The sequence below is a fragment of the Nostoc sp. DSM 114161 genome, assembly GCF_052692665.1.
The window spans coordinates 7,448,836-7,472,285 of record NZ_CP195141.1; the positions used below are offsets into that span (position 1 = coordinate 7,448,836).

Consider the following 23,450-nt stretch of genomic DNA (forward strand, 5'->3'; position numbering starts at 1 on the left):
GTCCTGCGGTCAATTTGGTTTATAAATCACTAAAAATTCATCGTGTTCGCCACCTTCATCTCGACTCTGGGTTTGGGTAATATGAACTTGTGTATCAAACCTAGTTCCCAATCCCTTGACTAAACCAAGAATCATCGGCGTCAACCCTTCTCTATCAGAGCGATAGTGTAAGTTGAGAGAATTTTCCTCCATATCAGTACACTCAAATGATGGAGGCTGGAGTTTGGGAAAACTAACTCCTACACGAGCATGAAGATTGTCGAGGTTTTCTAAAAACTCAGGTAGTGTATCTCCACTCATATCCATCATTTCGCCATAGCCTTCTTCGGCTGTGTACTGAACCCAAAATTCCCCAAAGGCTTGCATAATTTCTGTGGGAGATAAACCCAGAACATGACTAGCAGCTTTTACTAGTCTATGTGTGATGTCATCAGGATAGCCTTCCATACTGATGAAAACATCTACATCCACCTCTGCTTTGTGCTTAATTACTTTCCAAGTTTCTTCGCTAAAGCGACTGTACACCATGTCTTGAATCGCCTTGTTCACTAATCCATACATGGAAGTCTCCTCTTGTTGCACCTAATTTTGCTTCGTGAATTTGACCGAGACTAAAAATGACGATATTTCCTGTAGTTAAACCTTAAAATGTCTGATTACAGTTTTAAAACCCAAAAATCAGTAAAACTGTTCGCATTTTAATACTACGTTCTAGCAAAGTCACAACCGTATTTACACGCTTTACTTTTGCCTACGATTATGCAGTTGCAAGAAGCAATGAATTACTAGACAAGTTATATTTAGAAATTTGGTGTTGAATTCCGTTAAAAAATTGCACTCTCGCATCCATAGCTTCTAAAATTGCTTGTTTAATCTTGATATCGTCTTCAATCATTCCAATTTGAGCTTCAATCACCGCTGCTAGCTTTGCGGCGTGACTGTCATCGATATTAATATGAACTTCAAAAAAGATCAGTGATTCTTGAGGTAAGGGAGCAGCGCCGACAATTCCTTTATATAGTTGTGTGTACAACGAGCTAACAATCCCTTCAGAAGCATAACAGACAGCACCCAGCGCAGCTAAATAGCCATACTTGTGAGGTATCTGTAAGTAAGTATCAATCAAAGCGCGGGTTTCGGGTGCAGTAGGTAATGCTGCTAAAGCTTCGTCCTGGATACCAAGTGCGCGGGTAAATTGACGAAACAGTTCTGGGTGGGACTTACTTACATCTCCTTGTCCCATTTCGTCAAACAGATTTTCTAAGATGACTAACTGAGTAGTTTCATCTTGGCAGCAAGACAAGATGCTAGCCAGGATACGATTAAATTCTTTTGAGAATTTGTACATTTGAACAGCTAGTATCTGTACATCTGGTAGAAATAAATTTCCAGTACGACACTGCATTAGGAACTCATGGTTCCATAAAGGATGATTATCAGCTATTTTTTGAAAAGAATTTTTAGCTAAAGAAAGTGTTTGTGTCATCGTGATACTTGTATGGCTAAATGGAGAGGTTGGTCAAGTAAGGGGCTAAAGAATGACTCATCTAATGTGATATGTTCTGGAGTCACACGCAATTCCTGTAGAATTGGCATCGTATTGAAGCCAGCAATTTTAAAAGCATTAAAATAATCTTCAAGAGTTTTGTGAATCAATTGCACATTTAGCCAGGAACCATCTCGTTTCCAAATACGACCCGGAAACTGCCGATCTCGCTTGCTGAAGTAGCCTTTACCCTCAACTTCAAAATAAAATGGATATCCTGGCTCCCGCATATATGGAAAGGATGGATGGGGAACGCTGAATACAAATCGGCCACCAGGACGAAGAATCCGTGCAATTTCTGTCATGCATTCTTCTGTCTGAGCAATTGTTAAATAATTAAATAAAAAAACTGCAACAACTAAGTCAATTTCACCATCATTAAATTGCTTAAGGTTGGTAGCACATCCGACTTCGTAGCTAATACCCAAACCATCTTTTACTTCTTGCAAAGTTGCTGCTTCAATCATGCCTTGAGAAAGGTCTATTCCATGTACTTGTGCAGCTCCACGTCGGCGTAATTCTCGGCTGCAATAACCTTCTCCACAACCTATGTCCAGTACTCGCAACCCACTAACAGGCTCACAAAGCCCTAGTACGAAAGGGCGTGCTGTAAAGTCTGATAAAGAAATAGGTTCTCCTCTAATCCACTCTGATGCTGTGCGATTATATAAGTTCCTAGTTGAGTTTTTACGATCCAAAGTTGACATTTTAAACTATTTCTTTATATTTGATTTATGTTTGGCTTGAGAAATTACAACCTATCAGTATTTAATACCGATAATATATATCTTTTAGCATTTACAAATTTAATTATTAACGTTGATTGTACCGATTTTTATCTACAACATTTACTGTATTTTCAAATTGAATATTTTCAAGCTTTATGGGAAATAAATCTAATTTACTTTGCAGTTTCTTCAAAAAAAGCAATTAAAAATTATTCGCGCTCATGAAATTTTAATATTTTCAATTGAAATATACTTTACATATAAACAGTTTTATTCTTCGATATTTCAGTTTATCTCTACTTTATTAAAATAGTTAAATTTGCTTTTTTCATCAAGAAAAATGGCAAAAGTAAAACAGTAGATTTTACGAAGTATCAGTAAGATAATCTTGTTAATTTATAATAACCAGGCTCGTTTTGACAAGAAACTAGCTTGGGATACATCAAGTTATTTAGTTAATTTAGAATAAATTTGTGGGGAAATAATGTTAACAAAACTGGCAGTAGAATCACCAGCGTCTAGCTTAGAACACGAATGTGCGCTCGCATTTTCTGAACTAGGCGATCGCCTCTTTGATGAACTGGCTGATAAAATGGCTACCAAACGCCAGTATCGACTGCTGTTTGAACACACATTAAAGCCTGAGTTATTCCAGCAAATCCGAGTTGCTGCTGCCGGTTACATCTCAGCTTGCCTGGATAGTCCCATCATTCTTTCAGAAGCTGAAATGCTTCAACGGTTACTCGAAGCAAGAAATACTTTGGCGAACTACACCGGCACCGGTCTTTTAATGCCTAAGCGAGAACACACTTTAGCATTTAACCTCTTTCAAAAAAGCGTAGGTGAGGCTTTTTATCAATTAGGAGCAAATGACTTAATCGATGCAGTAGATTTACCAGTAAACCTCCGTATGGTTTACGGCAAAACAGACGCAACGAAGTTGGGTTTGCCCTTCGCTAGCTCGAAGTGCCATAGCGACGTTTGGGCAGGTGTTCCCGCTGATGCCACTGTAGTAGTTCTGCCACTATTTGGCGATATCGATAATATAACCATCGAAGCTGGTGAAATGCCCCGCGAAATGGAACTACAGGCTATGCAGGTAATGTCAGACTTCGATGAAGGTCGAGATATTCCAATGGTTGTTTCCTACACTGAAGCACAATTACAACACGGTACGATGTACTTTAATGATGCCCGTGGATTACACCAAACTGTAAGACGAAAGAACGAAGGTCTGAGAATTTCAGTAGATTTTCGCTTCCGCAGGAAATTCAACGAAGCTTACCGAGCAATGATACCACCTAGTATTGCTGGTGTAGAAGAAGATATGAGCGTGCCTTATGAAGACTGGTTGAAAGTTGGCAATGAAACGCTGATTGTGTTTGATGAGACTGTTGAACAAGCTAAAAATAGGCAAAATATTGGCGCTCCAGTTCCGCTTTACACTCGCGGGTATCGCCTAGTAAATATGTTTAAATTCTAATTTTCAAAAATACGAACAACAAAAAAGAAAGAGGTCTAATATAGACCTCTTTCTCAATTTTGATAGAACTTGAAAATCCTTGTAACAATCTTGGTTTAGCGCAATCATGACAACACGTGTTTTCTTAGCAATACCAGATTTGTTGTAGTATAAATCCTTACCAAAAAAGAGGTCGAAAATGACCTCCTACCAATTCCCTAAAAAAATGTTCTGTCTACGGCAATTACGACAAACCAGTATTAGCACCTTGTTTACCAGTTGCTAGTTCTACTTTGATGATTGTGCCGCCTGCTTTTTGAATGCGTTGCTGTTCGCGGAACCAGTTCTCATAGGGAACTAGCTTAGTGAAGTAGGTGTTTTGCAGTTCGCGTTGGGTACGAATTCGGGTTTGGCTGGGAACTAGAGCAGTAATCTTAAACAAACGGGCCATGTTCTGAAAATCTCCTGTATTGTTTGTGGAAACTTTTTTATCTCTAAATCTTGAGTGCAAATCTTTAAATTATTTTTTCCAAGGCTGGAAATCAAACATCAATACTAGACCACCAACACTCATCACTGATAATTGACCAAGATAAGCAATATAACGTTCTAGCACTCACGGTTGATTTCCAGACCTTAATAAAGCCGCACCTAAATTCTTAAGCGCAAACCAGCTCTTAGCTTAAGCCAGAGGAGATATAGTCTAAGTAAACGCCCATTTCTTTACCGGCGTCAGAACCTACCAAACTAGCGGTTACTTCCTTGATTGCTTGGATAGCTTGCACGGTAGCACCAACGGGTACACCCAAGGAGTTATAGGTTTCCTTCAAGCCATTGAGTACGCGCTCATCTAGGATGGAAGGATCGCCAGCCAACATAGCGTAGGTGGCATAGCGGAGGTAGTAGTCTAAGTCACGAATGCAAGCAGCATAGCGACGGGTGGTGTACATGTTGCCACCAGGACGGGTGATGTCAGAGTACAGCAAAGATTTTGCTACAGCTTCTTTGACAATGGTAGCAGCGTTAGCACTGATGGTGCTAGCAGCACGTACCCGCAGTTCGCCAGTAGAGAAATAGCCTTTTAGCTTCTCTAAAGCAGCAGAGTCGAGGTATTTACCTTGAACGTCTGCAGAGTTAATGACAGCGGTAATTGCGTCTTGAGCCATGTTGTTAATTCCTTATTTCCAACCGTATTGCAATACTTCTGTTTCAACAGCTAAATAGCTTCAGCCTACAGTAGGGCGCCAACTAGATAGTCGAAGTAGCCACCAGCTTCAGCAGCATCTTCAGTAGATAGCAGTGTAGCAGCGCCATTCTTCAACCCACGGATACCTTCAGCAACACCATCGATAGGAGTTCCCAAGGACTTGTACAGTTCGCGGGCGCCGATAACACCAATTTCTTCGATGGGGGTAACGTCACCAGCAACGATACCGTAGGTAACGAGGCGGAGGTAGTAATCTAGGTCGCGCAGACAAGTAGCTGTCAATTCTTGACCGTAAGCATTACCACCAGGGGACACAACATCAGGACGCTTTTGGAACAGTTGGTCGCCAGCTTGCTTAACTAGCCGTTCGCGATTTTCTGTCAAAACTTGAGCAATCCGCAGACGGCGCTCACCAGCCGCTACAAAGGATTTGATCCGATCCAATTCACCGGGGCTTAGGTAGCGGGCTTCTGCGTCAGCATTCACGATCGCTTTCGTGACGATACTCATTAATGGATTCCTCCAATACGAATGAAACCAGGATTTGATTAAACTGGTGCGACTTTGATTTGGTTAACTGAGTTTATTTTCTCATTGTTTTAGACACAACAGTTTCATAACTGCTACGGCTAAGAAATTACGAGTTTGCTTGAGCCAACATCAGTACACAAGCTTTTAAACTCAGCTACCTTCCGCAAAACATTTTCCGGCATTCTGTTGAGCATTTATGACTGCTCTTAACACTTTGTAATATTACTTTTCAGATTTACTCTTTTAGCTGCAATCTGAGAGCAGTATTACGAAAGGTTGCGAAGGCTATTAGGGACTGGGGATTGGGTACTGGGTACTGGCAAGAAGATAGTAGGACAAAGAGAAAGACTTTTTGTAACTTGTCTCCTTGTCTTCCTAGTCCCCAGTCCCCAGTCCCTAGTCCCTAGTCCCTATTCCCTATTCAGCCGCCTGCACGCTGCCAAGGTAGTTACCTGCTGGCACAGATGGAAAGCGGTTGTAAGGCACAACATCTTCACCAAAGTAGCGGCTGTATTCTAAGCTTTCGACTATTGCTTTTACAGCCCCTGGCAAACCGCTATCATCTAGCAGTTTGTTGTACTGGCGAATTTCTTCTTGAGTCGCGGGTGCGCGTCCCAAGAGATGACGGAAGAGGAATTCAATTACCTTGGCACGCGGATAAGGTAAAAAGAAGCGCTGGCGATAGATTTCGGAACTAGCCAATTGGCAGACAAACTCGCGGACAGAAATTTCACCATTCTGGAGTTTGCTATCTAGGTCAGTCAGGCGGAAATTATCCGGCACTTGACCGCTGTAGATATCCAATACCTGAGAGTAAATGGCGTTAAGAGCCTGTTGTCTTTCTGCAAAGCTCGTACTTTCTGTCAAACGGTAAATACGTGCATGTTTTCGCACGCCCAGTTCTACGGGTTGTCCGCTACCATTGCTGTAAGAACGACCCAGTTCGGCATAGGAGGGCTGGCTCGCCTTTTGGCTTGCGATATCTGCGATCGCCTGGGCTAAAAGCGGTGTATCGCTAGATCCGGGACGGGTTTGCACGGGCTTAAAGCTCGGTACAACTACGTCGTCATTTTGCTTGGTCAGCTGATTGTAAAGCTTCTCGGTATTCGGGAAGTTTGCTGCTGGTAGGGTCGGGAAGCGACGGTAAGGTACAGTATCTTCACCGAAGACCTCGTTATATTCCACACTATTGACCAAAGTAGCGATAAAGGCACGAATACCTTGAGTCGCCAAAATCTGGTTATACTTGCGGATTTCTGCTTGGTCTAGTGGCGCACGTCCCAGGAAGTGTTTGGTTCCCAACTCAATTACTTTCGTGTTGGGGTAGGGTGTGTAGAATTCTTTCAGGTAGAGATTTGAGTAACCCAAACCTTCAATAAATTCTTTCACGCTGATTTCGCCATTACCTAGCTTGCTTTCCCATGCCGAAAATTCATTTTTGGCAATGTAAGGTGCAATATCGCGTTCAAAAATCTGACGATAGGCAGCGCTAATCAAAGTTTTCACTGCAACTTTGTCACCGGTATTCGCCACCAACTTGAAGATTTTGGTTTGTTCGCGCTGTTTGCTAACACCTTGGTTAATCCGGAACTGAATATCTGGTTCTGTCCGTTTTTCACTAACAGTACCCAGTGTCACAAAGCTCGGTGTTTGTTCCTTCTGGACATTCGGGGTAATATCTTCACGAATAGTACCAACGCGCAGTTGCCGCCCTGATACACCAGCAGGGGTCAGATATCGTTCGTAAGGAACTGTATCTTCACCAAATGCTTCGCTGTATTCTACGCTGTTAATGATGGTGTCAACCACCGCGTAAAAGCCTTGCTTAGCGGCGATATCAAAGTACTTGTTGATTTCTTGACGACCGTAAGTAGGACGACCCAACAAACGACGGTGAATGTACTCGATCGCTTTACAAACATACAGCGATGACCAGTACAAATTACGGAATACATCCGACTTAGCCAAAGCACGGACAAACTCCCGCACGGAAATATCACCGTTTTCCAGCTTGATTTCCAATACCTTTTGCCGCTGGCCTTCGTAAACATCCCGACCGAAAACTTGTAGGTAGGCAGCTCTAATCACTGCTTGGGTAGAGCTTTCGGAAAATCTGATACTAGAATTTTTCGGAGCCTTTCTACCAACAGTCCCAGGCAATTGATCCAGCTTGAACACCTTGCGTCCAAGGCTACCAGGAGCTTCACCCCGTGCCAAGGGATTGCTATTTTGGTTATTAATCCCTGGCCCTTGGTGAATCAGGATGCGTTTGGTATCCTTGCCAAAAGGAGCGGGACTGGTGCTGGGGTTGCGGGTTTCTTTCGGGAAAATCGCCCCAAATTGAATTTCTAAGGGGTCATTACCAGAACCGTAAGGATGTTGGTCTGGTAGCGGTTGCTCGTAAGCCGCGAATGTGGTGATGAACTGAGGTATCTTACGGAAAGGCGCACTGTAGTTAAACAGGTCTTGTTGCGGCCCCCAGTTGCGACATTCTTGGGCTTCTTGACCCAGACCCCGGAGGTAAGGTACTGTCTCTTCGCCAAAATAGTCACCGTATTCCGCAGAATCTACTAAAGCATCTACTAAAGCTGCCAGACCACCGGTAGAAATAATTGAGAAATATTTTTGTACTTCTTCGCGGCTACTCGGCCCCCGTCCCAGAATGTGACGGAAAGCTAGTTCGATGACTCGACTGTTAATAAAAGGCTGGTAAAACTGTTTTTGGTAAAGAGGAGATTTAGCTAGACGACGAACAAACTCCTTCATGGAGATGTCGCCATTCTTGACTTTGGATTCTAAGTCAGAAATAGACAAGCTGTAAGCACGGGTAATATCGCGCTCAAAGATTTGCCGATAGGCTGCTTTTACTACCTCATTTTTTTCGGTAGCTGACAACCCAGGTTTCATGACAAACTTGGGACGCCGTTCTGCCGCATTAAAGTAAATTTGTGGCAGTTGCAAGCCTTGTTGGTCGCTAGAAGGACGCTGGCGCAGTTTATTGGAAGGTGTGGCTGCTTTGAATTCTGTAAGCAAAACATCCATGTACTGAGACACAATTTCTGTAGCCTCAGGATCTCTACGGAAAAATGAAAGTGACGCGGCTTTAATTTCTTGCAAAGCCACTATTGTCGCTTCACCAGAGCAGGCATTTTCAATTATTTCCCGCAAACCGCGTGTATTCACTGCGATGATGTTGGGGTCGCCAGCAACGATCGCATAAGTAGCATAGCGTAAGAACCAGGATAAATCCCGCAAGCTCTTGGCCATGTTGCTCGGCCCGTAACGAGCAATGTTAATTGGTCTAAAACCTGGAGGTGTTGGGCCTGAGGGGGATGAGTTAAAGATTGAGCGTAAATTTTCTAGGAACCCACCACGGCTTTCAACGTAAGTTATTGTTCCTAGTTGCATCCCCTGTTGAACATCACCACTAGCAGCACTAGCAGCTACTAGTTCCGGTTCTCTGGGCTTTTCTAAAAAAGCCATTGGCGAACCACCGACAAAAATCCGGTTGGCAGCTCGAGATACGATGATCTCGGAATTCTCCGTGAGCGTCTGGGCAATTTCTAGACGCTTTGCTCCAGATGCAAAATAGCTTGCCAGTTCATTTAGTTCACCAGTACCCAAAAAACGGTCTTGCTGCTCCGCTTGGGTAATTGTAGCTACAGCTAGGGTTTGATATAGTTGCGGACGCGCAACTGAGCTTCCACCACTTGCCTTAACACTCATCGGATTTGTAAAACTCCCATCATAATCGTTTATGTGTTAAGTCTGGGTCGCTTTGAGGCTTGACACATTGGTGCGTCTATGCTTATGAGCCTAAGAGTACTGCCTGCAAAACTGCCAGTAAATTAACCCAGTTAGCTTTTAGATTAAAACGTTTTGGGTTCTTAAGGCTGCTTTATTAAGAAGTATGTAGAATATGTAGCTTTAATGCATCAAATCCCAATAGATAATCTTGTTTGCCTGAGACAAAACTAAGTTTTGTAACTAATTGTTATGGTCATTTGTCCTATGGCTAATGAAGAATGGGCAACCTTTGTACAACTGCCCTAGAGTCACCTCAGTGGACAGTGGTTATTAGTCAGTGCTAAGTTTTTTTTGCTACTAACAGCTTAATATTCATAAAATAACGTTACCGTGCAAATTCATCTTAATTCATGGAAATTAGGCTTTAGGTATCAACATTTTCTATGGTGAAAATACGTATGAGCAAAAGTTTTAAGCTGAACTATTTATTCAATGCTACTGTGTCTGCGATCGCAATTCTACTGGCTGTCACTCCTGCAAACGCGCTTCCCGGTCAAAATATCAACACCGTTGTCAAGTGGGCAAAAACAAGACCTCAACTACCCGCTTTGAGATACAACAGCGAAGCCCACGGCTATGACGGTACAAAGGGAAAACTCTACTTTTATGCGGATGTTACTTCTGAAGATGGGACTGTAACAAAAGAAGGAATCACTGTTAGTGGTGGCGGTCTCAAATTCACCACAAAAAATGCCAATGCTGTGAAATTGTTACAAAATATTTATAATTCTCAGATTGCTAATGACTTCCAGAAGTCTCGGTATGTGACCAAAGTTGGTCGCGACCTATATTATCGCGGGCAAAAGTTTGCTTACATCACTGCTGAGGTGCAAGACGGGTCGTCATTGCAGATAATACCCTTGAGAAGCTTGCAAGAATTTATCGACAATGCAAAATATTGTCAAACTAATCAATGTGACCTTTAAAAATCAGAATTCAGAATGAATTAATCAGGGAGTTACTTTCTTGCTGATTAATTCTATAGTCTGGAATTTACGTAAGCATTATCAATCAACAAGGGTACGCAATTACTAATATTAAATGCAGCCGCCAGTTCAACATCTGGTTCAAAACCTTTTTCTATCAACTCTTTACCAGAACCGCATTTTTTCAAATATCCTACTAAATCCTGCTGGAAAGCTTGAAATGCTGCTACGGCTGCTTTGGCTTCTGGGGATAAACTACCAGGTAAGTAGCTAAGAATTGCTCCAGCACCAATCAAATCTTCAAATGCAGGCCGGAGGCTACCATCATCTTTCCACCTCTCACCAGCAGGAATCACTGCGATTTTGTCACCATACTTTTGGGCAAACTCGGCTACAGCTTGGCAATTTCGCAAACAGCCAGCCAAAGTTGGTGTATTTCCAGTATGCAAAGTTAAAAAAGAACCATTAGGTGAAGGCAAAACTAATCTAGTTCCAGCGGGAATTTGTTCTAGTGACTTTGGAGAAAGAGAATATCCAGTTATTGTCCAACGTTGTCTATGACTCGCCAATTCTGCTTGTAGAGATTTGGCATAATCTATAACTGATTCATCTTTATATGCGTAGGGAAAAATTATTGCACCATTGTTCGTGGCAATTTCTACACAAGTAGAAAAAGAGAGAACATCAACTATTATTACTACATTGCTGATAGAAGCAAGTTGAGAAACTCCTTGTGCGCCCCATTCGCAACGTAAATCAAACTCTGATTGCTCGTAAATCATAAGAGCGATCGCTTTTATACAATATTATAGAAATTCAACCATAGATAAGTAAGCAAGTGTAAATAATTAAAGGTTTGTAGTAACCACTTTAGTGCTTTAACCCTGATAATATATAAATTAAATTTTTTACTATCTAGTTGATTACTTTAAAATAGTGTTTTTATTTAAACAAAATCCATACTTAATAAAGTTGGAATAATCAAGCGTCACATTTTCTGATAGCGATCGCAAGCAATTATCTGTCTACCCTGAAGTGTCCAGTATTCGATAAACTCAAAACTGCTGCGTTATTCCTCATCATGTCGGATTCCCAAACTGTTAGTGCTGCCGTTGCCAAACTCTACAATACCTACCCCTTTCCGCCAGAAGCTTTGTTGGATGAACCACCTCCAGGGTATAATTGGCGATGGAATTGGCTAGCCGCTTATAATTTCTGCACTAGTCAAAAACCCCAAAAGCAAGATGTCCGCATTTTAGATGCTGGTTGCGGTACCGGTGTAAGTACAGAGTACTTGGTTCACCTCAATCCTCAGGCTACTGTTGTGGGGATTGACCTCAGTAGCGGTGCTTTGGATATTGCAAAAGAGCGTTGTCAGCGTTCTGGGGCTACCCGTGCTGAATTTCATCACCTAAGCTTATTTGATGCGGAACAGTTACCGGGTGAGTTTGATTTAATTAACTGCGTCGGCGTTTTGCATCATACCGCCGACCCGATTGGTGGTATTCAAGCCTTGGCGAAAAAGTTAGCTCCAGGCGGCTTGATGCACATTTTTGTCTACGGTGAGTTGGGACGCTGGGAAATTCAACTCATGCAAAAAGCGATCGCACTTCTCCAAGGCAACAAACGCGGCGACTACCGCGATGGTGTCCAAGTCGGACGCAAGATATTTAATTCTTTACCAGAAAACAATAGACTTGTCAAGTATGAAAAACAGCGTTGGTCGTTAGAAAATCACAAGGACGAACACTTTGCTGATATGTACGTTCATCCCCAGGAAATTGACTACAATATCGAGACGCTGTTTGAATTAATCGACGCTTCGGGATTAGAGTTTATTGGTTTCTCGAATCCGAGTTTTTGGAATTTAGAAAGACTTTTGGGTAAAGCGCCAGAGTTGATAGAACGGGCACAAGGTTTGAGCGATCGCCAACGTTATCGGCTGATAGAATTACTAGATCCAGAAGTTAGCCATTACGAGTTTTTCCTCGGTCGTCCTCCCTTAGTTAAAGCCGACTGGTCAGACGATAACGCGCTATTGGCAGCAATTGGGGAACTGAATCCTTGTATCGAAGGATTTCCCAGTCAATCTTTCTTTAATTACGATTATCAGATTGTGAAATTGTCAGTTCCAGAGTTTGAATTTATGCAAAGGTGTGATGCTAATTCCACAGTGGCAGAAATTTTGTCAGGTGTGGAATTGGAATTAGATGGCGTTAGAAGGCTTGTTCAACAGCAGTTGATTTTATTGACACCTGCTTAATGACAGTTTAATTTAGAGTTTTGGTGATGGGCGATCGCTCATCACGAATTTTGGCAAATCTGATGTAAATTAGAAAAGTGCCCCATCAACTGAGTGTTGCACGCTCAAAAAGTTAGAATTTTCTGGAATTCAGCAGTGGTGCAAAGTCAAACAACAAGGCGCTACTTTACAAATTCTGCTTTGCAGTTAGCGTCTTTACTCCTCAATAACGACTTAGTTTCAACACCAAGATGCTGATGATACAAAAATCTTGGAGGACAATTATTCACTAAAAAAACCAAAATTTGCAGAAATTGGGAATTCTTCAGGCATTAATTCTTGATTATTGCCACATTTTCTGATAGTACCTCATGGAACGCTCTATTAATACAACAGAGCGTGACTTTGTTTCGTTTTTCACATTGGATAAGAAGTTAATTGTTTTTTTCTAAAGTATTGTTACCGGATCGTGATATGATTCAGCTGACTGAATGTGCAGTCATCCTCTTTAGCTGTACTACTTTCGAGTTCCGTGAGCTTGTCAGAAGAACCAATTGCACCGACTCCGACGACACGACAAGATGCTAAAACTGATTCTGATAACGCAGAATCAGATAACAGTATGGGAGAGTTCTATCAACTTTACCAGAAGTTATTTGTAATCACACTTGTCTTGACGGGGATTATTTTTATCTCTGTGTGGATTTTTTATTCCTTAAACATTGCTCTCAATTATTTGATTGGAGCGTGTACAGGTGTGGTTTACTTAAAAATGCTGGCTAAAGATGTCGAGCAACTCGGTAGTGAGAAAACCCGTTTGAGCAAAACTCGTTTTGCGCTGTTTATTGGGTTGATTGTATTAGCAACTCAATGGCATGAGCTAAAGATTGTGCCCATATTTTTGGGATTTTTAACCTACAAAGCGACGCTCCTCGTCTATATGGTGCAAACTGCGTTCATTCCTGATTCTTAAAAAATCAGGCTCACTAAAGACAATACTCCCAATCCTCGCTCGTTGGGGAAATGCTTGAAGAATGCAAATGCTTAGTGTCTTAAACGCCTTTAATTCTTTTCCCCTAGCCGAATTAGAAGTAGGTCATCATTTCTACTGGCAGTTGGGCAATCTTAAAATTCATGGGCAAGTTTTTCTGACCTCGTGGTTTGTGATTAGCATTTTAGTAGTGGCGTCAATCGCTGCTACTCGCAACGCTCAAAGAATTCCCAAGGGTATCCAAAACTTGATGGAATATGCCCTGGAATTTATTCGAGATTTGGCAAAAAACCAACTTGGTGAGAAAGAGTACCGCCCTTGGGTACCATTTATTGGTACTTTGTTCTTGTTTATTTTCGTATCGAACTGGTCAGGTGCGTTAATTCCCTGGAAGCTCATCAAGCTACCTTCAGGTGAATTGGCAGCTCCCACCAATGACATCAATACGACTGTTGCATTGGCATTGCTAACTTCTTTAGCGTACTTTTACGCGGGTTTTAGCAAGCGGGGTTTGGGCTACTTCAAGAAATACATAGAGCCAACACCTGTTTTATTGCCGATCGCAATTCTCGAAGATTTTACCAAGCCCCTCTCCCTAAGCTTCCGTCTATTCGGCAACATATTGGCGGACGAATTGGTAGTAGCGGTGCTGGTTCTGCTAGTTCCTCTATTTATACCTCTGCCTGTAATGGCTCTGGGTTTGTTTACTAGCGCCATTCAAGCCCTAGTTTTTGCTACCCTAGCCGGAGCCTACATTCATGAGGCGATGGAGGGACATGGTGGAGAAGAGCATGAGGAGGCACATTAGAGTCCCTCAGTTGATGTAATGTTAGATTTTGGATGCTCAATTTGGATGCAATTCCAAATCTCAACACAAAAATTGTTCGTTTTGTACTCAAGGTAAGGTAAATCAACATGGGTTCATTAATTTCTGCTTCTTACGTTCTTGCGGCAGCCGGCACTATCGATCCTTTAATTTCTGCTGCTTCAGTTCTAGCTGCTGCTTTGGCGATCGGTTTAGCTGCAATTGGCCCTGGTATCGGTCAAGGAAACGCTGCCGGCCAAGCAGTAGAAGGTATCGCTCGTCAACCTGAAGCAGAAGGAAAAATTCGGGGTACTCTACTGTTAACCCTGGCTTTCATGGAATCCTTGACAATCTACGGTCTAGTTATTGCTTTGGTGTTGCTATTTGCTAACCCCTTCGCATAAAAGGTAAAAATTTCTGAGATTGTAGAGACGTGAATTATCGCGCCTCTACCTTCTAAAGATTTTGGGCAATATGCCGAAGCTTGTAGATAGAAGAAATCCCAAATCACTAATCTAAAATACCCAGAGCAACGTATCCTTGGGTTGGTGTTAATCTAAAACCGCTCGCTCTAAAATCCAAAACCCCTTGACCCTTGTTGGCTATCGGCCTGTAAAAATATCAAAGGTTGGATGATTTTGCTAGCCATGAAAACTGCTACTCCAGCCAAAGAGGAGAGAAATGTTTGATTTCGATGCTACCTTGCCCTTCATGGCATTGCAGTTCCTGTTATTGGCAGCTTTGTTGAATGTAATTTTCTATAAGCCACTCACCAAGGTACTAGACGATCGCGATAACTACATCCGGACGAATACCCTTGATGCAAAAGAAAGCTTGGCAAAAGCCGAGCGGTTAGCCGCAGAATACGAGCAGCAGCTCGCAGACGCTCGCAGACAATCGCAAGCTACTGTAGAAGCAGCTCAAGTTGAAGCTAAGAAAATTACTGCACAAAAAATCGCTGAGGCGCAAAAAGAAGCTCAGTCTCAACGAGAACAAGCTGCTGTTGAAATAGAACAACAAAAGCAGGAAGCTTTGCGTACCTTAGAGCAACAAGTTGATGGTCTAAGTAGACAGATTCTAGAAAAACTATTGGGACAACCGGTAGTTAGATAAGCTGGCACGAGTAGTTCTGTGTCAGCATAGGCGCAGCTGGACACTAGTTCCAGAGCGCTAAATTAAGTGTCAAAAAAAAGGCACTTTTTTCCTTCGGAATGAAAGATACTTGATTTCCCTTCAGGATTTATTTACCTGATTCCCTTACGGGATTTATTTAGCTAATTCCCTTAGCGGAAAACACTAACGTACAGCAAGCAGCGCACTTGTAAATGGGTATCATGGGCACATTCTTATTACTTGCCGCAGAAGCGAACGCTGTTGGCTCTGAACTGGCAGAAGGCGCAGCAGAAGGTGGTTTCGGTCTAAATCTAGACATATTAGAAACCAATCTGATCAATCTAGCGATTCTGGTTGGCATATTATTCTACTTCGGACGTAAAGTTTTAAGCAATATCCTGAACGAGCGACAATCCAATATTGCCAACGCCATTCAGGAAGCAGAAGGGCGCTTAAAAGAGGCCAAGGTTGCCCTATCCCAAGCGCAAAAGCAGTTAACCGAAGCTCAAGCAGAGGCAGAACGCATCCGCAAAGCTGCTGAAGAAAACGCCCAAAAAGCAAAAGAAGCTTTATTGGCGAAGGCAGCACAAGACGTAGAACGCTTGAAACAAACAGCAGCAGCGGACTTAAACACCGAACAAGAGCGGGCGATCGCCCAACTGCGCCAACGGGTAGCTACACTAGCATTGCAAAGAGTCGAGTCGCAACTCAAAGGCGGAATTGCTGACGATGCTCAACAAAGTTTAATTGACCGCAGCATCGCACAATTGGGAGGCAGCATATGACAAGTCAAGTAGCGGCAGTCGAAGTAGCCCAACCGTATGCACAGGCACTTTTGTCAATAGCGCAATCGAAAAATTTGACAGAAGAGTTCGGAGAAGATGCGCGTACTCTCCTCGGTCTGCTCTCAACAAACAAAGAGCTACAAAACTTCTTGGGCAACCCATTTATTCAGCCTGAGAACAAAAAATCTCTTATCAGACAACTAGTCGGTGAAGGCGGTAATCCCTACTTACGCAATTTTTTGCTGGTACTGGTAGATAAGCGACGCATTGCTTTCTTGGAACCGATTTTACAGCAATATCTAGCGCTGTTGCGGCAGCTGAACCAAACCGTATTGGCGGAAGTAACTTCAGCCGTTCCCCTCACAGAAGCTCAACAGCAAGCAATTAGAGAAAAAGTGATTGCCATCACTAATGCTCGTCAAGTCGAACTGGAAACCAAAGTAGACGGCGAATTAATTGGTGGTGTGATTATTAAAGTCGGCTCCCAAGTAATTGACGCCAGCATTCGGGGTCAGCTGCGCCGCCTTTCTTTGCGCTTAACTAGTGGTTAGAAAGTTAGGAGTTAGGAGTTAGGAGTTAGGAGTTGAGAGTTAAAAGTAAAGTAGACAGTAGTTTATTTTGACTTTTAATCTTTGCTTTTTTAACTCACCACTCTTAATTCATCATTCCTAACTCATCACTCCTAACTCTTAACTCCTAACTAAAATTACTTCTTCAGTCTCGCAAGCAAAAAAGATAGACACATGAGCATATCAATTAGACCAGACGAAATCAGCAGCATTATTCAACAACAAATCGAGCAATACGACCAAGAAGTCAAAGTTGCTAACGTCGGTACAGTTCTACAAGTTGGTGACGGTATTGCCCGGATCTATGGTCTGGAAAAGGCTATGGCTGGGGAACTTTTAGAATTTGAAGATGGTACAGTTGGTATCGCCCAAAACTTGGAAGAAGACAACGTGGGCGCAGTACTGATGGGTGAAGGGCTGGAAATTCAAGAAGGTAGCTCTGTAACCGCCACTGGTAGAATTGCCCAGATCCCCGTGGGAGAAGCCTTAATCGGTCGGGTTGTAGATGCTTTGGGTCGTCCCATCGATGGTAAGGGAGACATCAAGTCCTCAGAAACCCGCTTGATTGAATCTCCAGCACCCGGTATCATTGCCCGTCGGTCTGTACACGAACCCATGCAAACGGGTATCACAGCTATCGACTCCATGATTCCCATCGGTCGCGGACAGCGGGAATTGATTATCGGCGACCGCCAAACCGGTAAAACTGCGATCGCCATTGACACAATCATCAACCAAAAAGAAGAAGATGTAATCTGTGTCTACGTTGCAGTTGGGCAAAAAGCTTCCACCGTAGCTAACGTAGTCCAAACACTGCAAGAAAAAGGCGCACTCGACTACACCATCGTCGTTGCCGCTAATGCCAGCGACCCAGCCACCTTACAATACTTAGCTCCCTACACAGGCGCAACCATCGCTGAGTACTTTATGTACAAAGGCAAAGCTACCCTGGTAGTTTACGATGACCTCTCCAAGCAAGCCCAAGCCTATCGGCAAATGTCCTTGCTGCTGCGTCGTCCACCCGGACGGGAAGCTTACCCTGGTGATGTATTTTACATCCACTCCCGCTTGTTAGAACGGGCAGCCAAGCTCAGCGATGAATTAGGTAAAGGCAGCATGACCGCCCTCCCAATCATCGAAACCCAAGCTGGTGACGTTTCGGCATACATCCCCACTAATGTAATTTCTATTACCGACGGCCAGATCTTCCTATCTTCTGACTTGTTCAACGCTGGTATCCGCCCCGCTGTAAACCCCGGTATTTCCGTATCCCGCGTAGGTTCTGCGGCTCAAACCAAGGCAATGAAAAAAGTTGCCGGTAAAATTAAACTGGAACTAGCGCAATTTGACGACCTACAAGCCTTCGCGCAATTTGCTTCTGACTTAGATAAAGCCACCCAAGACCAGTTGGCACGGGGTCAACGCTTGCGGGAATTGCTCAAGCAACCCCAAAATGCTCCTCTTTCCGTATACGAGCAAGTAGCAATTCTCTATGCTGGCATCAACGGTTACTTAGATGATGTACCTGTAGATAAAGTTACCAGCTTTACTCAAGGTCTGCGTGAATACTTAAAGACAGGTAAACCCCAGTACGCCCAAGCAGTACAAACCAAGAAAGTACTCGATGCCGATGAAGAAGCAGCTTTGAAGGAAGCACTCACCGAATACAAGAAGACCTTCAAAGCAACAGCGTAATTAGTCATCGGTCATTAGTCATTAGTCATTGGTAACAACTAATGGCTAGTGACAAAGGACAAATGACAAATGACTAAGGACTAAGGACAAAAATATGGCCAATCTTAAAGCAATACGCGATCGCATTCAGTCGGTCAAAAACACCAAAAAAATTACAGAAGCCATGCGCCTAGTTGCGGCGGCGAGAGTCCGTCGGGCGCAAGAACAAGTGCTAGCAACTCGCCCCTTTGCCGATCGGTTGGCACAAGTATTGTATGGTTTGCAAACTCGTCTGCGGTTTGAAGAAGCAAACCTGCCACTGTTGAGAAAGCGGGAAGTTAAGTCCGTGGCACTTCTGGTCGTCTCTGGCGATCGGGGTCTATGCGGTGGCTACAACACTAACGTTATTCGTCGTGCTGAAAACCGGGCCAAGGAACTCAAGGCAGAAGGTGTAGACTATCAATTTGTGATTGTCGGACGTAAAGCTACACAGTACTTTCAACGCCGCAATCAACCCATTGATGCTACCTACAGCGGCTTAGAACAAATTCCCACCGCCGCGGAAGCAACTCAAATTGCCGACCAACTACTTTCCTTGTTCCTTTCGGAAGAAGTAGACCGGGTTGAATTAATCTATACCAGATTTGTCTCTTTGGTTAGCTCCCGTCCTGTGGTGCAAACTTTGCTACCCTTGGATGCCCAAGGTCTAGAAACAGGCGATGATGAAATCTTCCGCTTGACAACCCGTGGCGGTCAATTTCAAGTTGAACGCGAGAAAGTTACAAAGCAAGTGCGGCCGTTAGCTGCTGACATGATTTTCGAGCAAGATCCGCTACAGATTCTCGATTCTTTGTTGCCCCTGTATCTTAGTAACCAGCTATTGCGGGCGCTGCAAGAATCGGCAGCTAGCGAACTAGCAGCCCGGATGACAGCTATGAGTAATGCCAGTGATAACGCTGGTGAATTGATTAACACTCTTACCCTGTCTTACAACAAAGCGCGACAAGCAGCAATTACCCAAGAACTCCTTGAGGTTGTGGGTGGTGCTGAAGCATTAACTTAGGAAAATACTTGTTGTGGATCGTTCAAAATAGCCAATTGCTAGTTATTTTAAGATTAGCGATTGGCTATTTTTAGTTATTGAAGCCATAAATGCCGATTTTAATACCAATGCCCAGCGAGCTAACTCAGCTAAAGTTTATTGTTTTTGTGTTAGGGAAAACAGCTCTGCTATGCCCATAGAGCGATCGCTTTATCCCGGCCAAATTGAAAACGATAAACTTTTTACAAGAGAGATTTTTGCAAAAACTCAAAAGGTATAGGGCAATGGTGCGATTAAAGCTGTGGCAATGGGTTGTGTTGGCAATACCGATCGCTTTCATTATCATTTTCTTGCTGGTAGCTGCCGGTTTGCAAATCCATGAGTGGGGCATTAATTGGATTTGGGGTGTGTTCACTCTTTTATTCGTTGGCTGGCGTTGGCTGTTAGTCAAATGGACTCAACCCGCTCTACAGCAGGTAGAAGCTGTATTAGCCGAATTCCACCAAGAATTAGAATCGGCAACAGAAGATACTGTAGTATCAGCAGGAAGTGACACGACTAAGCAAGCCCAAGCCGCCCTGCAAGAGATTTTGCAAGCGGCACAAAGCGATCGCCCGATTTGGGAAGATTGGCAAACTTTTTGGACGCGATGTCAGGATTTAGTTGTAGCGATCGCTCATATTTACAATCCTCAAGTTCAATATCCGCTACTGAATATCTACGTACCCCAAGCTTACGGGCTGATTCGGGGAACGGTGGATGATGTGGATTTGTGGATGCAAAATTTATCCCCCGTACTCAATCAGGTAACAGTCGGACAAGCATACCAAGCCTACGGAGTCTACCGCAAGTTAGAACCATCTGCCCGGAAATTCTGGAAAGCGTGGAACTGGGCACAGTGGCTATTAAATCCGGTGGCGGCGGTGGCAAAACAAGTTAGCCAAGGTTCAAGTAACCGCGCAACTGAGCAATTATTGGTGAATTTGAGCCAATTATTCCGGGAAGTTGCTCTGAGGAATTTATGCAAGCAAGCGATCGCCCTTTACGGAGGTAGCACGCTAACGATTCCAGTATCTTCAACTACGCCAACCATACCCAAAGTAAAAACCCAAACACTCAAAGAAATCCTCGCTCAAGCTCAACCAGCCGAGGTAGTCGAACAAAAACCCGTGAATATTCTGCTGGTGGGGCGCACGGGTTCCGGAAAAAGCAGCTTAATTAACACGCTATTTCAAGCAGATCTCGCAGCTGTAGATGTCTTGCCTAGTACGGATCGCATTCAAAATTATCAATGGCAGTCTCAAACTGGGGAAACCTTGACGCTTTTAGACACACCTGGTTACGAACAAGTCAACCGTACAGATTTACGAGATTTAGTGCTTGATTATGCTGCCAATGCAGATTTATTGTTGTTAGCTACCCCAGCCTTAGATCCTGCATTGCAAATGGATGTAGACTTTCTCCAAGACATGAAAGGGGAAATTGCAGATTTACCAGCGATCGCAGTTGTGACTCAGGTAGATCGTCTGCGTCCCATCCGCGAATGGCAACCGCCTTATGATTGGGAATGGGGCGATCGTCCCAAGGAAATTGCGATTCGTGAAGCTACTGAATATCGCGCCAAGCAGCTGGGTGAGTTTTGCAATTTAGTTTTCCCCGTAGTTACAGCTGACAGCAAAACAAACCGAGCTGCTTGGGGAGTGGAACCGCTATCGTTGGGATTAGTAAATGCCATCGCCCCTGCAAAACAACTCCGTCTCGCCCGGTTTTTGCGTAATCTAGAAGCCCGTACCGTTGCTGCTGCGAAAATCATCGACCAGTACACTTTTCAAATGACCACAACCAAGGGATTAGCATCACTGCTTAAAAGTCCAGTTCTTCAGTTTATTTCTACTTTCTCAACTGGATCTCCAACCTTGGCTTATGTGTTAGCAGAACAAATTCCTGTGGAACAGTTACCAATTGTAATCGGGAAACTCCAAATGGCCTATGAGCTTTTCTCGCTTTTGAATACAGGTAACCGTAACCCACTGAATTTTGATTTATTATCTTTGTGGCCGTTGCTGTTAGAAAACTCTGCATCAGCCGAACAAAATGCTTGGGCATTTGGTCACGCTTTAGTGGAATATTGGACTCAAAATTTGACGGTGGAACAACTTGGCGATCGCTTTAAGAAATATTTATCTACGTTCAGTCAAAATTCCTAAAACTAAAAAACTACGAAGTACAGATCTATACCGCACCTCGTAGCAATAATTGAGAATCCCGTCGAGTTTAGTCAGGGGAAAATTCAAAATTTTCCAACTGAACTTTCTGCTTCAGAAAATAAAGTTGCCTCAGCTTCTTTCAAGAATCCGCTGTAGGCTTCCATACCGTGTTCGCCAATATCCAAGCCTTCTAATTCCTCTTGCTTAGATACTCTAATACCTAAAGTAGCTTTTAGTAGTAACCAAAAAATACTACTGAGTAAAACACTGATACCACCTACTGAGATAACGCCCAACAATTGAACGCCCAACTGTCCAAAGCCACCACCTAGAAATAAACCTTTTGCTGGGCCAAGTGTTTCAGTATACCAGGAGTAAACACCGGGGCCAACAGACCACAAACCGACTGCTAGAGTTCCCCAGATACCGCAAACTAGGTGAACTGAGGTAGCTCCCACTGGGTCATCAATGCCAAGTTTGTCAAAGAATGTGACAGAGAAAACTACGATTACTCCAGCAATTAAACCGATAATGAAAGCGCTACCGATACTTACGAAAGCACAAGCGGCTGTAACACCAACTAAGCCAGCTAAAATACCATTGATAATCATTGACAGGTCTGGCTTGCCTAAGTAAAGCCAAGCTGTAATTGTGGCGGCAATACCACCGGTAGCAGCAGCCATGTTGGTTGTTAAAGCAATGTGAGTAATTGCGCTAGGATCGGCAGCCATTACAGAACCGGGGTTGAAACCAAACCAGCCCAACCAAAGAATTAAACAGCCCAAGGTGGCAATACTCATGTTGTGGCCGGGTAGGGCAACAACTTGTTTATCTTGGTATTTACCAATGCGGGGGCCGAGAAATGCTGCTCCCATCAAAGCTGCCCAGCCACCGACGGAGTGAACAACTGTACAACCAGCAAAATCCCAGAAACCGTTTTTCGCCAGCCAACCGCCGCCCCAAATCCAGTGTCCGGTAATAGCGTAGGAAATACCTACGAGTAAGAGACTGAAAATGAGGAAGCCAACAAACTTAATTCTTTCAGCAACTGCACCTGAAACAATTGTTGCTGCTGTCCCAGCAAATACTAGCTGGAATAGAAACTTTGCAGCTAGGGGTACGCCAGCCCAACTCAGGGCACTGAAGACACCTTTATACGTATCTCCTGTTGCCGGACTGTTATCTTCTCCTGATAGAAAAAATCCATTCAATCCGATGAAACCATTGCCGTCGCCAAACATGAAAGCAAAACCAATTGCCCAAAAAGCAACGGTGGCCAGAGCAAATACAATCAAGTTTTTTGCAAGAACGTTGACTGCATTTTTCTGGCGACAGAAGCCGGTTTCTAACATACAAAAACCAGCATTCATAAAGAATACTAAAAAGGCCGCGATCGCAACCCACAAAGTATCGAGAGCAACTTTGAGTTCTGCTGTAGTTGGGGCGGCAGGTGGAGTTTGAGCAACTGCGGCATAACCCCAACCCAAGACAATCAGACAAGCTAAAGGTAAGCAGGCTTGCCAACTAGGAGTAAGTCGCTTAATTGCTAAGTAAAATCTTTTGACTTTTGAGTTTGATTTTGAAAATTCTCCGTAATTTCTTACAGACTGATGCCTTTTTTTTGGGTTCGATTTTTGTTTGTACATGAATTTGAACATCATCCTTCAAAGCATGGTTCAAAATAGGAAAAACTCAAGTCAGGAGTTAAATCCAGTAGTTTTTGATATTTTTCCTTGTGACCATTTGTTTTCCAATCAGAAAATCAAATAACCTTAGTAGGAGTGTAAAAAAAAATTGTACATCTGTAAATATTTT

20 protein-coding genes and 1 pseudogene are annotated in these 23,450 nt (G+C 43.4%); 12 read left to right on the top strand and 9 right to left on the bottom strand.

What is annotated here, in order from left to right; all coding sequences use genetic code 11:
* Positions 1 to 9: 9 nt before the first annotated feature.
* The 3 genes from NSTC745_RS30965 to NSTC745_RS30975 all read right to left on the bottom strand — a co-directional run bounded on the left by NSTC745_RS30965 (position 10) and on the right by NSTC745_RS30975 (position 2,253).
* The gene (locus NSTC745_RS30965) at positions 10 to 561 is read right to left on the bottom strand and encodes a heme NO-binding domain-containing protein (RefSeq protein ID WP_445634427.1); all 552 of its coding nucleotides are present in this window, start codon (positions 559 to 561) and stop codon (positions 10 to 12) included.
* Between the two features lie 196 nt (positions 562 to 757).
* Complete coding sequence (locus NSTC745_RS30970) at positions 758 to 1,486, bottom strand: TenA family transcriptional regulator (RefSeq protein WP_445634428.1); 729 nt, start codon at positions 1,484 to 1,486, stop codon at positions 758 to 760.
* On the bottom strand, positions 1,483 to 2,253 hold the full coding sequence (locus tag NSTC745_RS30975) for a class I SAM-dependent methyltransferase (RefSeq protein ID WP_445634429.1): 771 nt from the start codon (positions 2,251 to 2,253) through the stop codon (positions 1,483 to 1,485). Before NSTC745_RS30975 ends, NSTC745_RS30970 begins: the two co-directional genes overlap by 4 nt.
* Positions 2,254 to 2,758: 505 nt before the next feature.
* Between NSTC745_RS30975 and NSTC745_RS30980 the strand changes: the two genes are divergently transcribed.
* Positions 2,759 to 3,757: a hypothetical protein gene (locus NSTC745_RS30980; RefSeq protein WP_445634430.1), complete on the top strand. Its 999-nt coding sequence runs from the start codon at positions 2,759 to 2,761 to the stop codon at positions 3,755 to 3,757.
* A 223-nt stretch (positions 3,758 to 3,980) separates the two neighbouring features.
* Here NSTC745_RS30980 and NSTC745_RS30985 read toward each other — a convergent pair whose 3' ends face one another.
* The 4 genes and pseudogenes from NSTC745_RS30985 to NSTC745_RS31000 all read right to left on the bottom strand — a co-directional run.
* Positions 3,981 to 4,187 carry a phycobilisome linker polypeptide gene (locus NSTC745_RS30985; protein WP_073640732.1) on the bottom strand — a complete coding sequence of 69 codons (207 nt, stop codon included), beginning with the start codon at positions 4,185 to 4,187 and terminating at the stop codon, positions 3,981 to 3,983.
* 226 nt (positions 4,188 to 4,413) lie between these two features.
* Positions 4,414 to 4,902, bottom strand: coding sequence for an allophycocyanin subunit beta (apcB, locus tag NSTC745_RS30990; protein ID WP_096538187.1), 489 nt, complete (start codon positions 4,900 to 4,902; stop codon positions 4,414 to 4,416).
* 65 nt (positions 4,903 to 4,967) lie between these two features.
* A complete protein-coding gene (apcA, locus tag NSTC745_RS30995; protein ID WP_445634431.1) occupies positions 4,968 to 5,453 on the bottom strand; it encodes an allophycocyanin subunit alpha in 486 nt (161 codons plus the stop codon).
* Positions 5,454 to 5,897: 444 nt separating this feature from the next.
* Positions 5,898 to 9,200 (bottom strand): annotated as a pseudogene (locus NSTC745_RS31000) (phycobilisome rod-core linker polypeptide); the annotation flags it as partial.
* A gap of 479 nt (positions 9,201 to 9,679) precedes the next feature.
* Between NSTC745_RS31000 and NSTC745_RS31005 the strand changes: the two are divergent.
* Complete coding sequence (locus NSTC745_RS31005; RefSeq protein WP_445634432.1) at positions 9,680 to 10,207, top strand: hypothetical protein; 528 nt, start codon at positions 9,680 to 9,682, stop codon at positions 10,205 to 10,207.
* 53 nt (positions 10,208 to 10,260) lie between these two features.
* On the opposite strand, the gene NSTC745_RS31010 is transcribed toward NSTC745_RS31005, so the two are convergent.
* On the bottom strand, positions 10,261 to 10,989 hold the full coding sequence (locus tag NSTC745_RS31010) for a 2-phosphosulfolactate phosphatase (protein WP_445634433.1): 729 nt from the start codon (positions 10,987 to 10,989) through the stop codon (positions 10,261 to 10,263).
* A 299-nt stretch (positions 10,990 to 11,288) separates the two neighbouring features.
* Here NSTC745_RS31010 and NSTC745_RS31015 point away from each other — a divergent pair, with 299 nt between their 5' ends.
* The 10 genes from NSTC745_RS31015 to NSTC745_RS31060 all read left to right on the top strand — a co-directional run bounded on the left by NSTC745_RS31015 (position 11,289) and on the right by NSTC745_RS31060 (position 21,635).
* Positions 11,289 to 12,470 (top strand): class I SAM-dependent methyltransferase, encoded by a 1,182-nt coding sequence (locus tag NSTC745_RS31015; RefSeq protein ID WP_445634434.1) that lies wholly within the window; start codon positions 11,289 to 11,291, stop codon positions 12,468 to 12,470.
* Positions 12,471 to 12,981: 511 nt separating this feature from the next.
* Positions 12,982 to 13,422, top strand: coding sequence for an ATP synthase subunit I (locus NSTC745_RS31020; protein WP_445638727.1), 441 nt, complete (start codon positions 12,982 to 12,984; stop codon positions 13,420 to 13,422).
* A gap of 61 nt (positions 13,423 to 13,483) precedes the next feature.
* Positions 13,484 to 14,248 carry an ATP synthase subunit a gene (gene atpB, locus NSTC745_RS31025; RefSeq protein ID WP_445634435.1) on the top strand — a complete coding sequence of 255 codons (765 nt, stop codon included), beginning with the start codon at positions 13,484 to 13,486 and terminating at the stop codon, positions 14,246 to 14,248.
* A 155-nt stretch (positions 14,249 to 14,403) separates the two neighbouring features.
* A complete protein-coding gene (atpE, locus tag NSTC745_RS31030) occupies positions 14,404 to 14,649 on the top strand; it encodes an ATP synthase F0 subunit C (protein ID WP_009457001.1) in 246 nt (81 codons plus the stop codon).
* A 277-nt stretch (positions 14,650 to 14,926) separates the two neighbouring features.
* Positions 14,927 to 15,358, top strand: coding sequence for a F0F1 ATP synthase subunit B' (locus NSTC745_RS31035; RefSeq protein WP_096538203.1), 432 nt, complete (start codon positions 14,927 to 14,929; stop codon positions 15,356 to 15,358).
* A gap of 212 nt (positions 15,359 to 15,570) precedes the next feature.
* Complete coding sequence (locus tag NSTC745_RS31040) at positions 15,571 to 16,143, top strand: F0F1 ATP synthase subunit B (RefSeq protein WP_445634436.1); 573 nt, start codon at positions 15,571 to 15,573, stop codon at positions 16,141 to 16,143.
* Entirely contained in the window at positions 16,140 to 16,694 is a 555-nt protein-coding gene (gene atpH, locus NSTC745_RS31045; protein ID WP_445634437.1) for an ATP synthase F1 subunit delta, read from the top strand. Before NSTC745_RS31040 ends, atpH begins: the two co-directional genes overlap by 4 nt.
* A 192-nt stretch (positions 16,695 to 16,886) precedes the next feature.
* Positions 16,887 to 18,407, top strand: coding sequence for a F0F1 ATP synthase subunit alpha (atpA, locus tag NSTC745_RS31050; RefSeq protein ID WP_445634438.1), 1,521 nt, complete (start codon positions 16,887 to 16,889; stop codon positions 18,405 to 18,407).
* A gap of 94 nt (positions 18,408 to 18,501) precedes the next feature.
* Complete coding sequence (locus tag NSTC745_RS31055) at positions 18,502 to 19,449, top strand: F0F1 ATP synthase subunit gamma (RefSeq protein WP_445634439.1); 948 nt, start codon at positions 18,502 to 18,504, stop codon at positions 19,447 to 19,449.
* A 263-nt stretch (positions 19,450 to 19,712) separates the two neighbouring features.
* Entirely contained in the window at positions 19,713 to 21,635 is a 1,923-nt protein-coding gene (locus NSTC745_RS31060; RefSeq protein WP_445634440.1) for a GTPase family protein, read from the top strand.
* Positions 21,636 to 21,718: 83 nt separating this feature from the next.
* On the opposite strand, the gene NSTC745_RS31065 is transcribed toward NSTC745_RS31060, so the two are convergent.
* Positions 21,719 to 23,281 (bottom strand): ammonium transporter, encoded by a 1,563-nt coding sequence (locus NSTC745_RS31065; protein ID WP_445634441.1) that lies wholly within the window; start codon positions 23,279 to 23,281, stop codon positions 21,719 to 21,721.
* Positions 23,282 to 23,450 lie beyond the last annotated feature (169 nt).

What these genes read in the sequence shown, in the direction of transcription:
- NSTC745_RS30965 (WP_445634427.1), bottom strand. Translation starts at nt 561, where the DNA reads ATGTATGGATTAGTGAACAAGGCGATTCAAGACATGGTGTACAGTCGC.
- NSTC745_RS31015 (WP_445634434.1), top strand. Translation starts at nt 11,289, where the DNA reads ATGTCGGATTCCCAAACTGTTAGTGCTGCCGTTGCCAAACTCTACAAT.
- NSTC745_RS31035 (WP_096538203.1), top strand. Translation starts at nt 14,927, where the DNA reads ATGTTTGATTTCGATGCTACCTTGCCCTTCATGGCATTGCAGTTCCTG.
- apcA (WP_445634431.1), bottom strand. Translation starts at nt 5,453, where the DNA reads ATGAGTATCGTCACGAAAGCGATCGTGAATGCTGACGCAGAAGCCCGC.
- NSTC745_RS30975 (WP_445634429.1), bottom strand. Translation starts at nt 2,253, where the DNA reads ATGTCAACTTTGGATCGTAAAAACTCAACTAGGAACTTATATAATCGC.
- NSTC745_RS31060 (WP_445634440.1), top strand. Translation starts at nt 19,713, where the DNA reads ATGGTGCGATTAAAGCTGTGGCAATGGGTTGTGTTGGCAATACCGATC.
- NSTC745_RS31065 (WP_445634441.1), bottom strand. Translation starts at nt 23,281, where the DNA reads ATGTACAAACAAAAATCGAACCCAAAAAAAAGGCATCAGTCTGTAAGA.
- NSTC745_RS31010 (WP_445634433.1), bottom strand. Translation starts at nt 10,989, where the DNA reads ATGATTTACGAGCAATCAGAGTTTGATTTACGTTGCGAATGGGGCGCA.
- apcB (WP_096538187.1), bottom strand. Translation starts at nt 4,902, where the DNA reads ATGGCTCAAGACGCAATTACCGCTGTCATTAACTCTGCAGACGTTCAA.
- NSTC745_RS31040 (WP_445634436.1), top strand. Translation starts at nt 15,571, where the DNA reads ATGGGTATCATGGGCACATTCTTATTACTTGCCGCAGAAGCGAACGCT.
- NSTC745_RS30980 (WP_445634430.1), top strand. Translation starts at nt 2,759, where the DNA reads ATGTTAACAAAACTGGCAGTAGAATCACCAGCGTCTAGCTTAGAACAC.
- atpA (WP_445634438.1), top strand. Translation starts at nt 16,887, where the DNA reads ATGAGCATATCAATTAGACCAGACGAAATCAGCAGCATTATTCAACAA.
- atpH (WP_445634437.1), top strand. Translation starts at nt 16,140, where the DNA reads ATGACAAGTCAAGTAGCGGCAGTCGAAGTAGCCCAACCGTATGCACAG.
- NSTC745_RS31005 (WP_445634432.1), top strand. Translation starts at nt 9,680, where the DNA reads ATGAGCAAAAGTTTTAAGCTGAACTATTTATTCAATGCTACTGTGTCT.
- NSTC745_RS30985 (WP_073640732.1), bottom strand. Translation starts at nt 4,187, where the DNA reads ATGGCCCGTTTGTTTAAGATTACTGCTCTAGTTCCCAGCCAAACCCGA.
- atpB (WP_445634435.1), top strand. Translation starts at nt 13,484, where the DNA reads ATGCAAATGCTTAGTGTCTTAAACGCCTTTAATTCTTTTCCCCTAGCC.
- NSTC745_RS30970 (WP_445634428.1), bottom strand. Translation starts at nt 1,486, where the DNA reads ATGACACAAACACTTTCTTTAGCTAAAAATTCTTTTCAAAAAATAGCT.
- NSTC745_RS31055 (WP_445634439.1), top strand. Translation starts at nt 18,502, where the DNA reads ATGGCCAATCTTAAAGCAATACGCGATCGCATTCAGTCGGTCAAAAAC.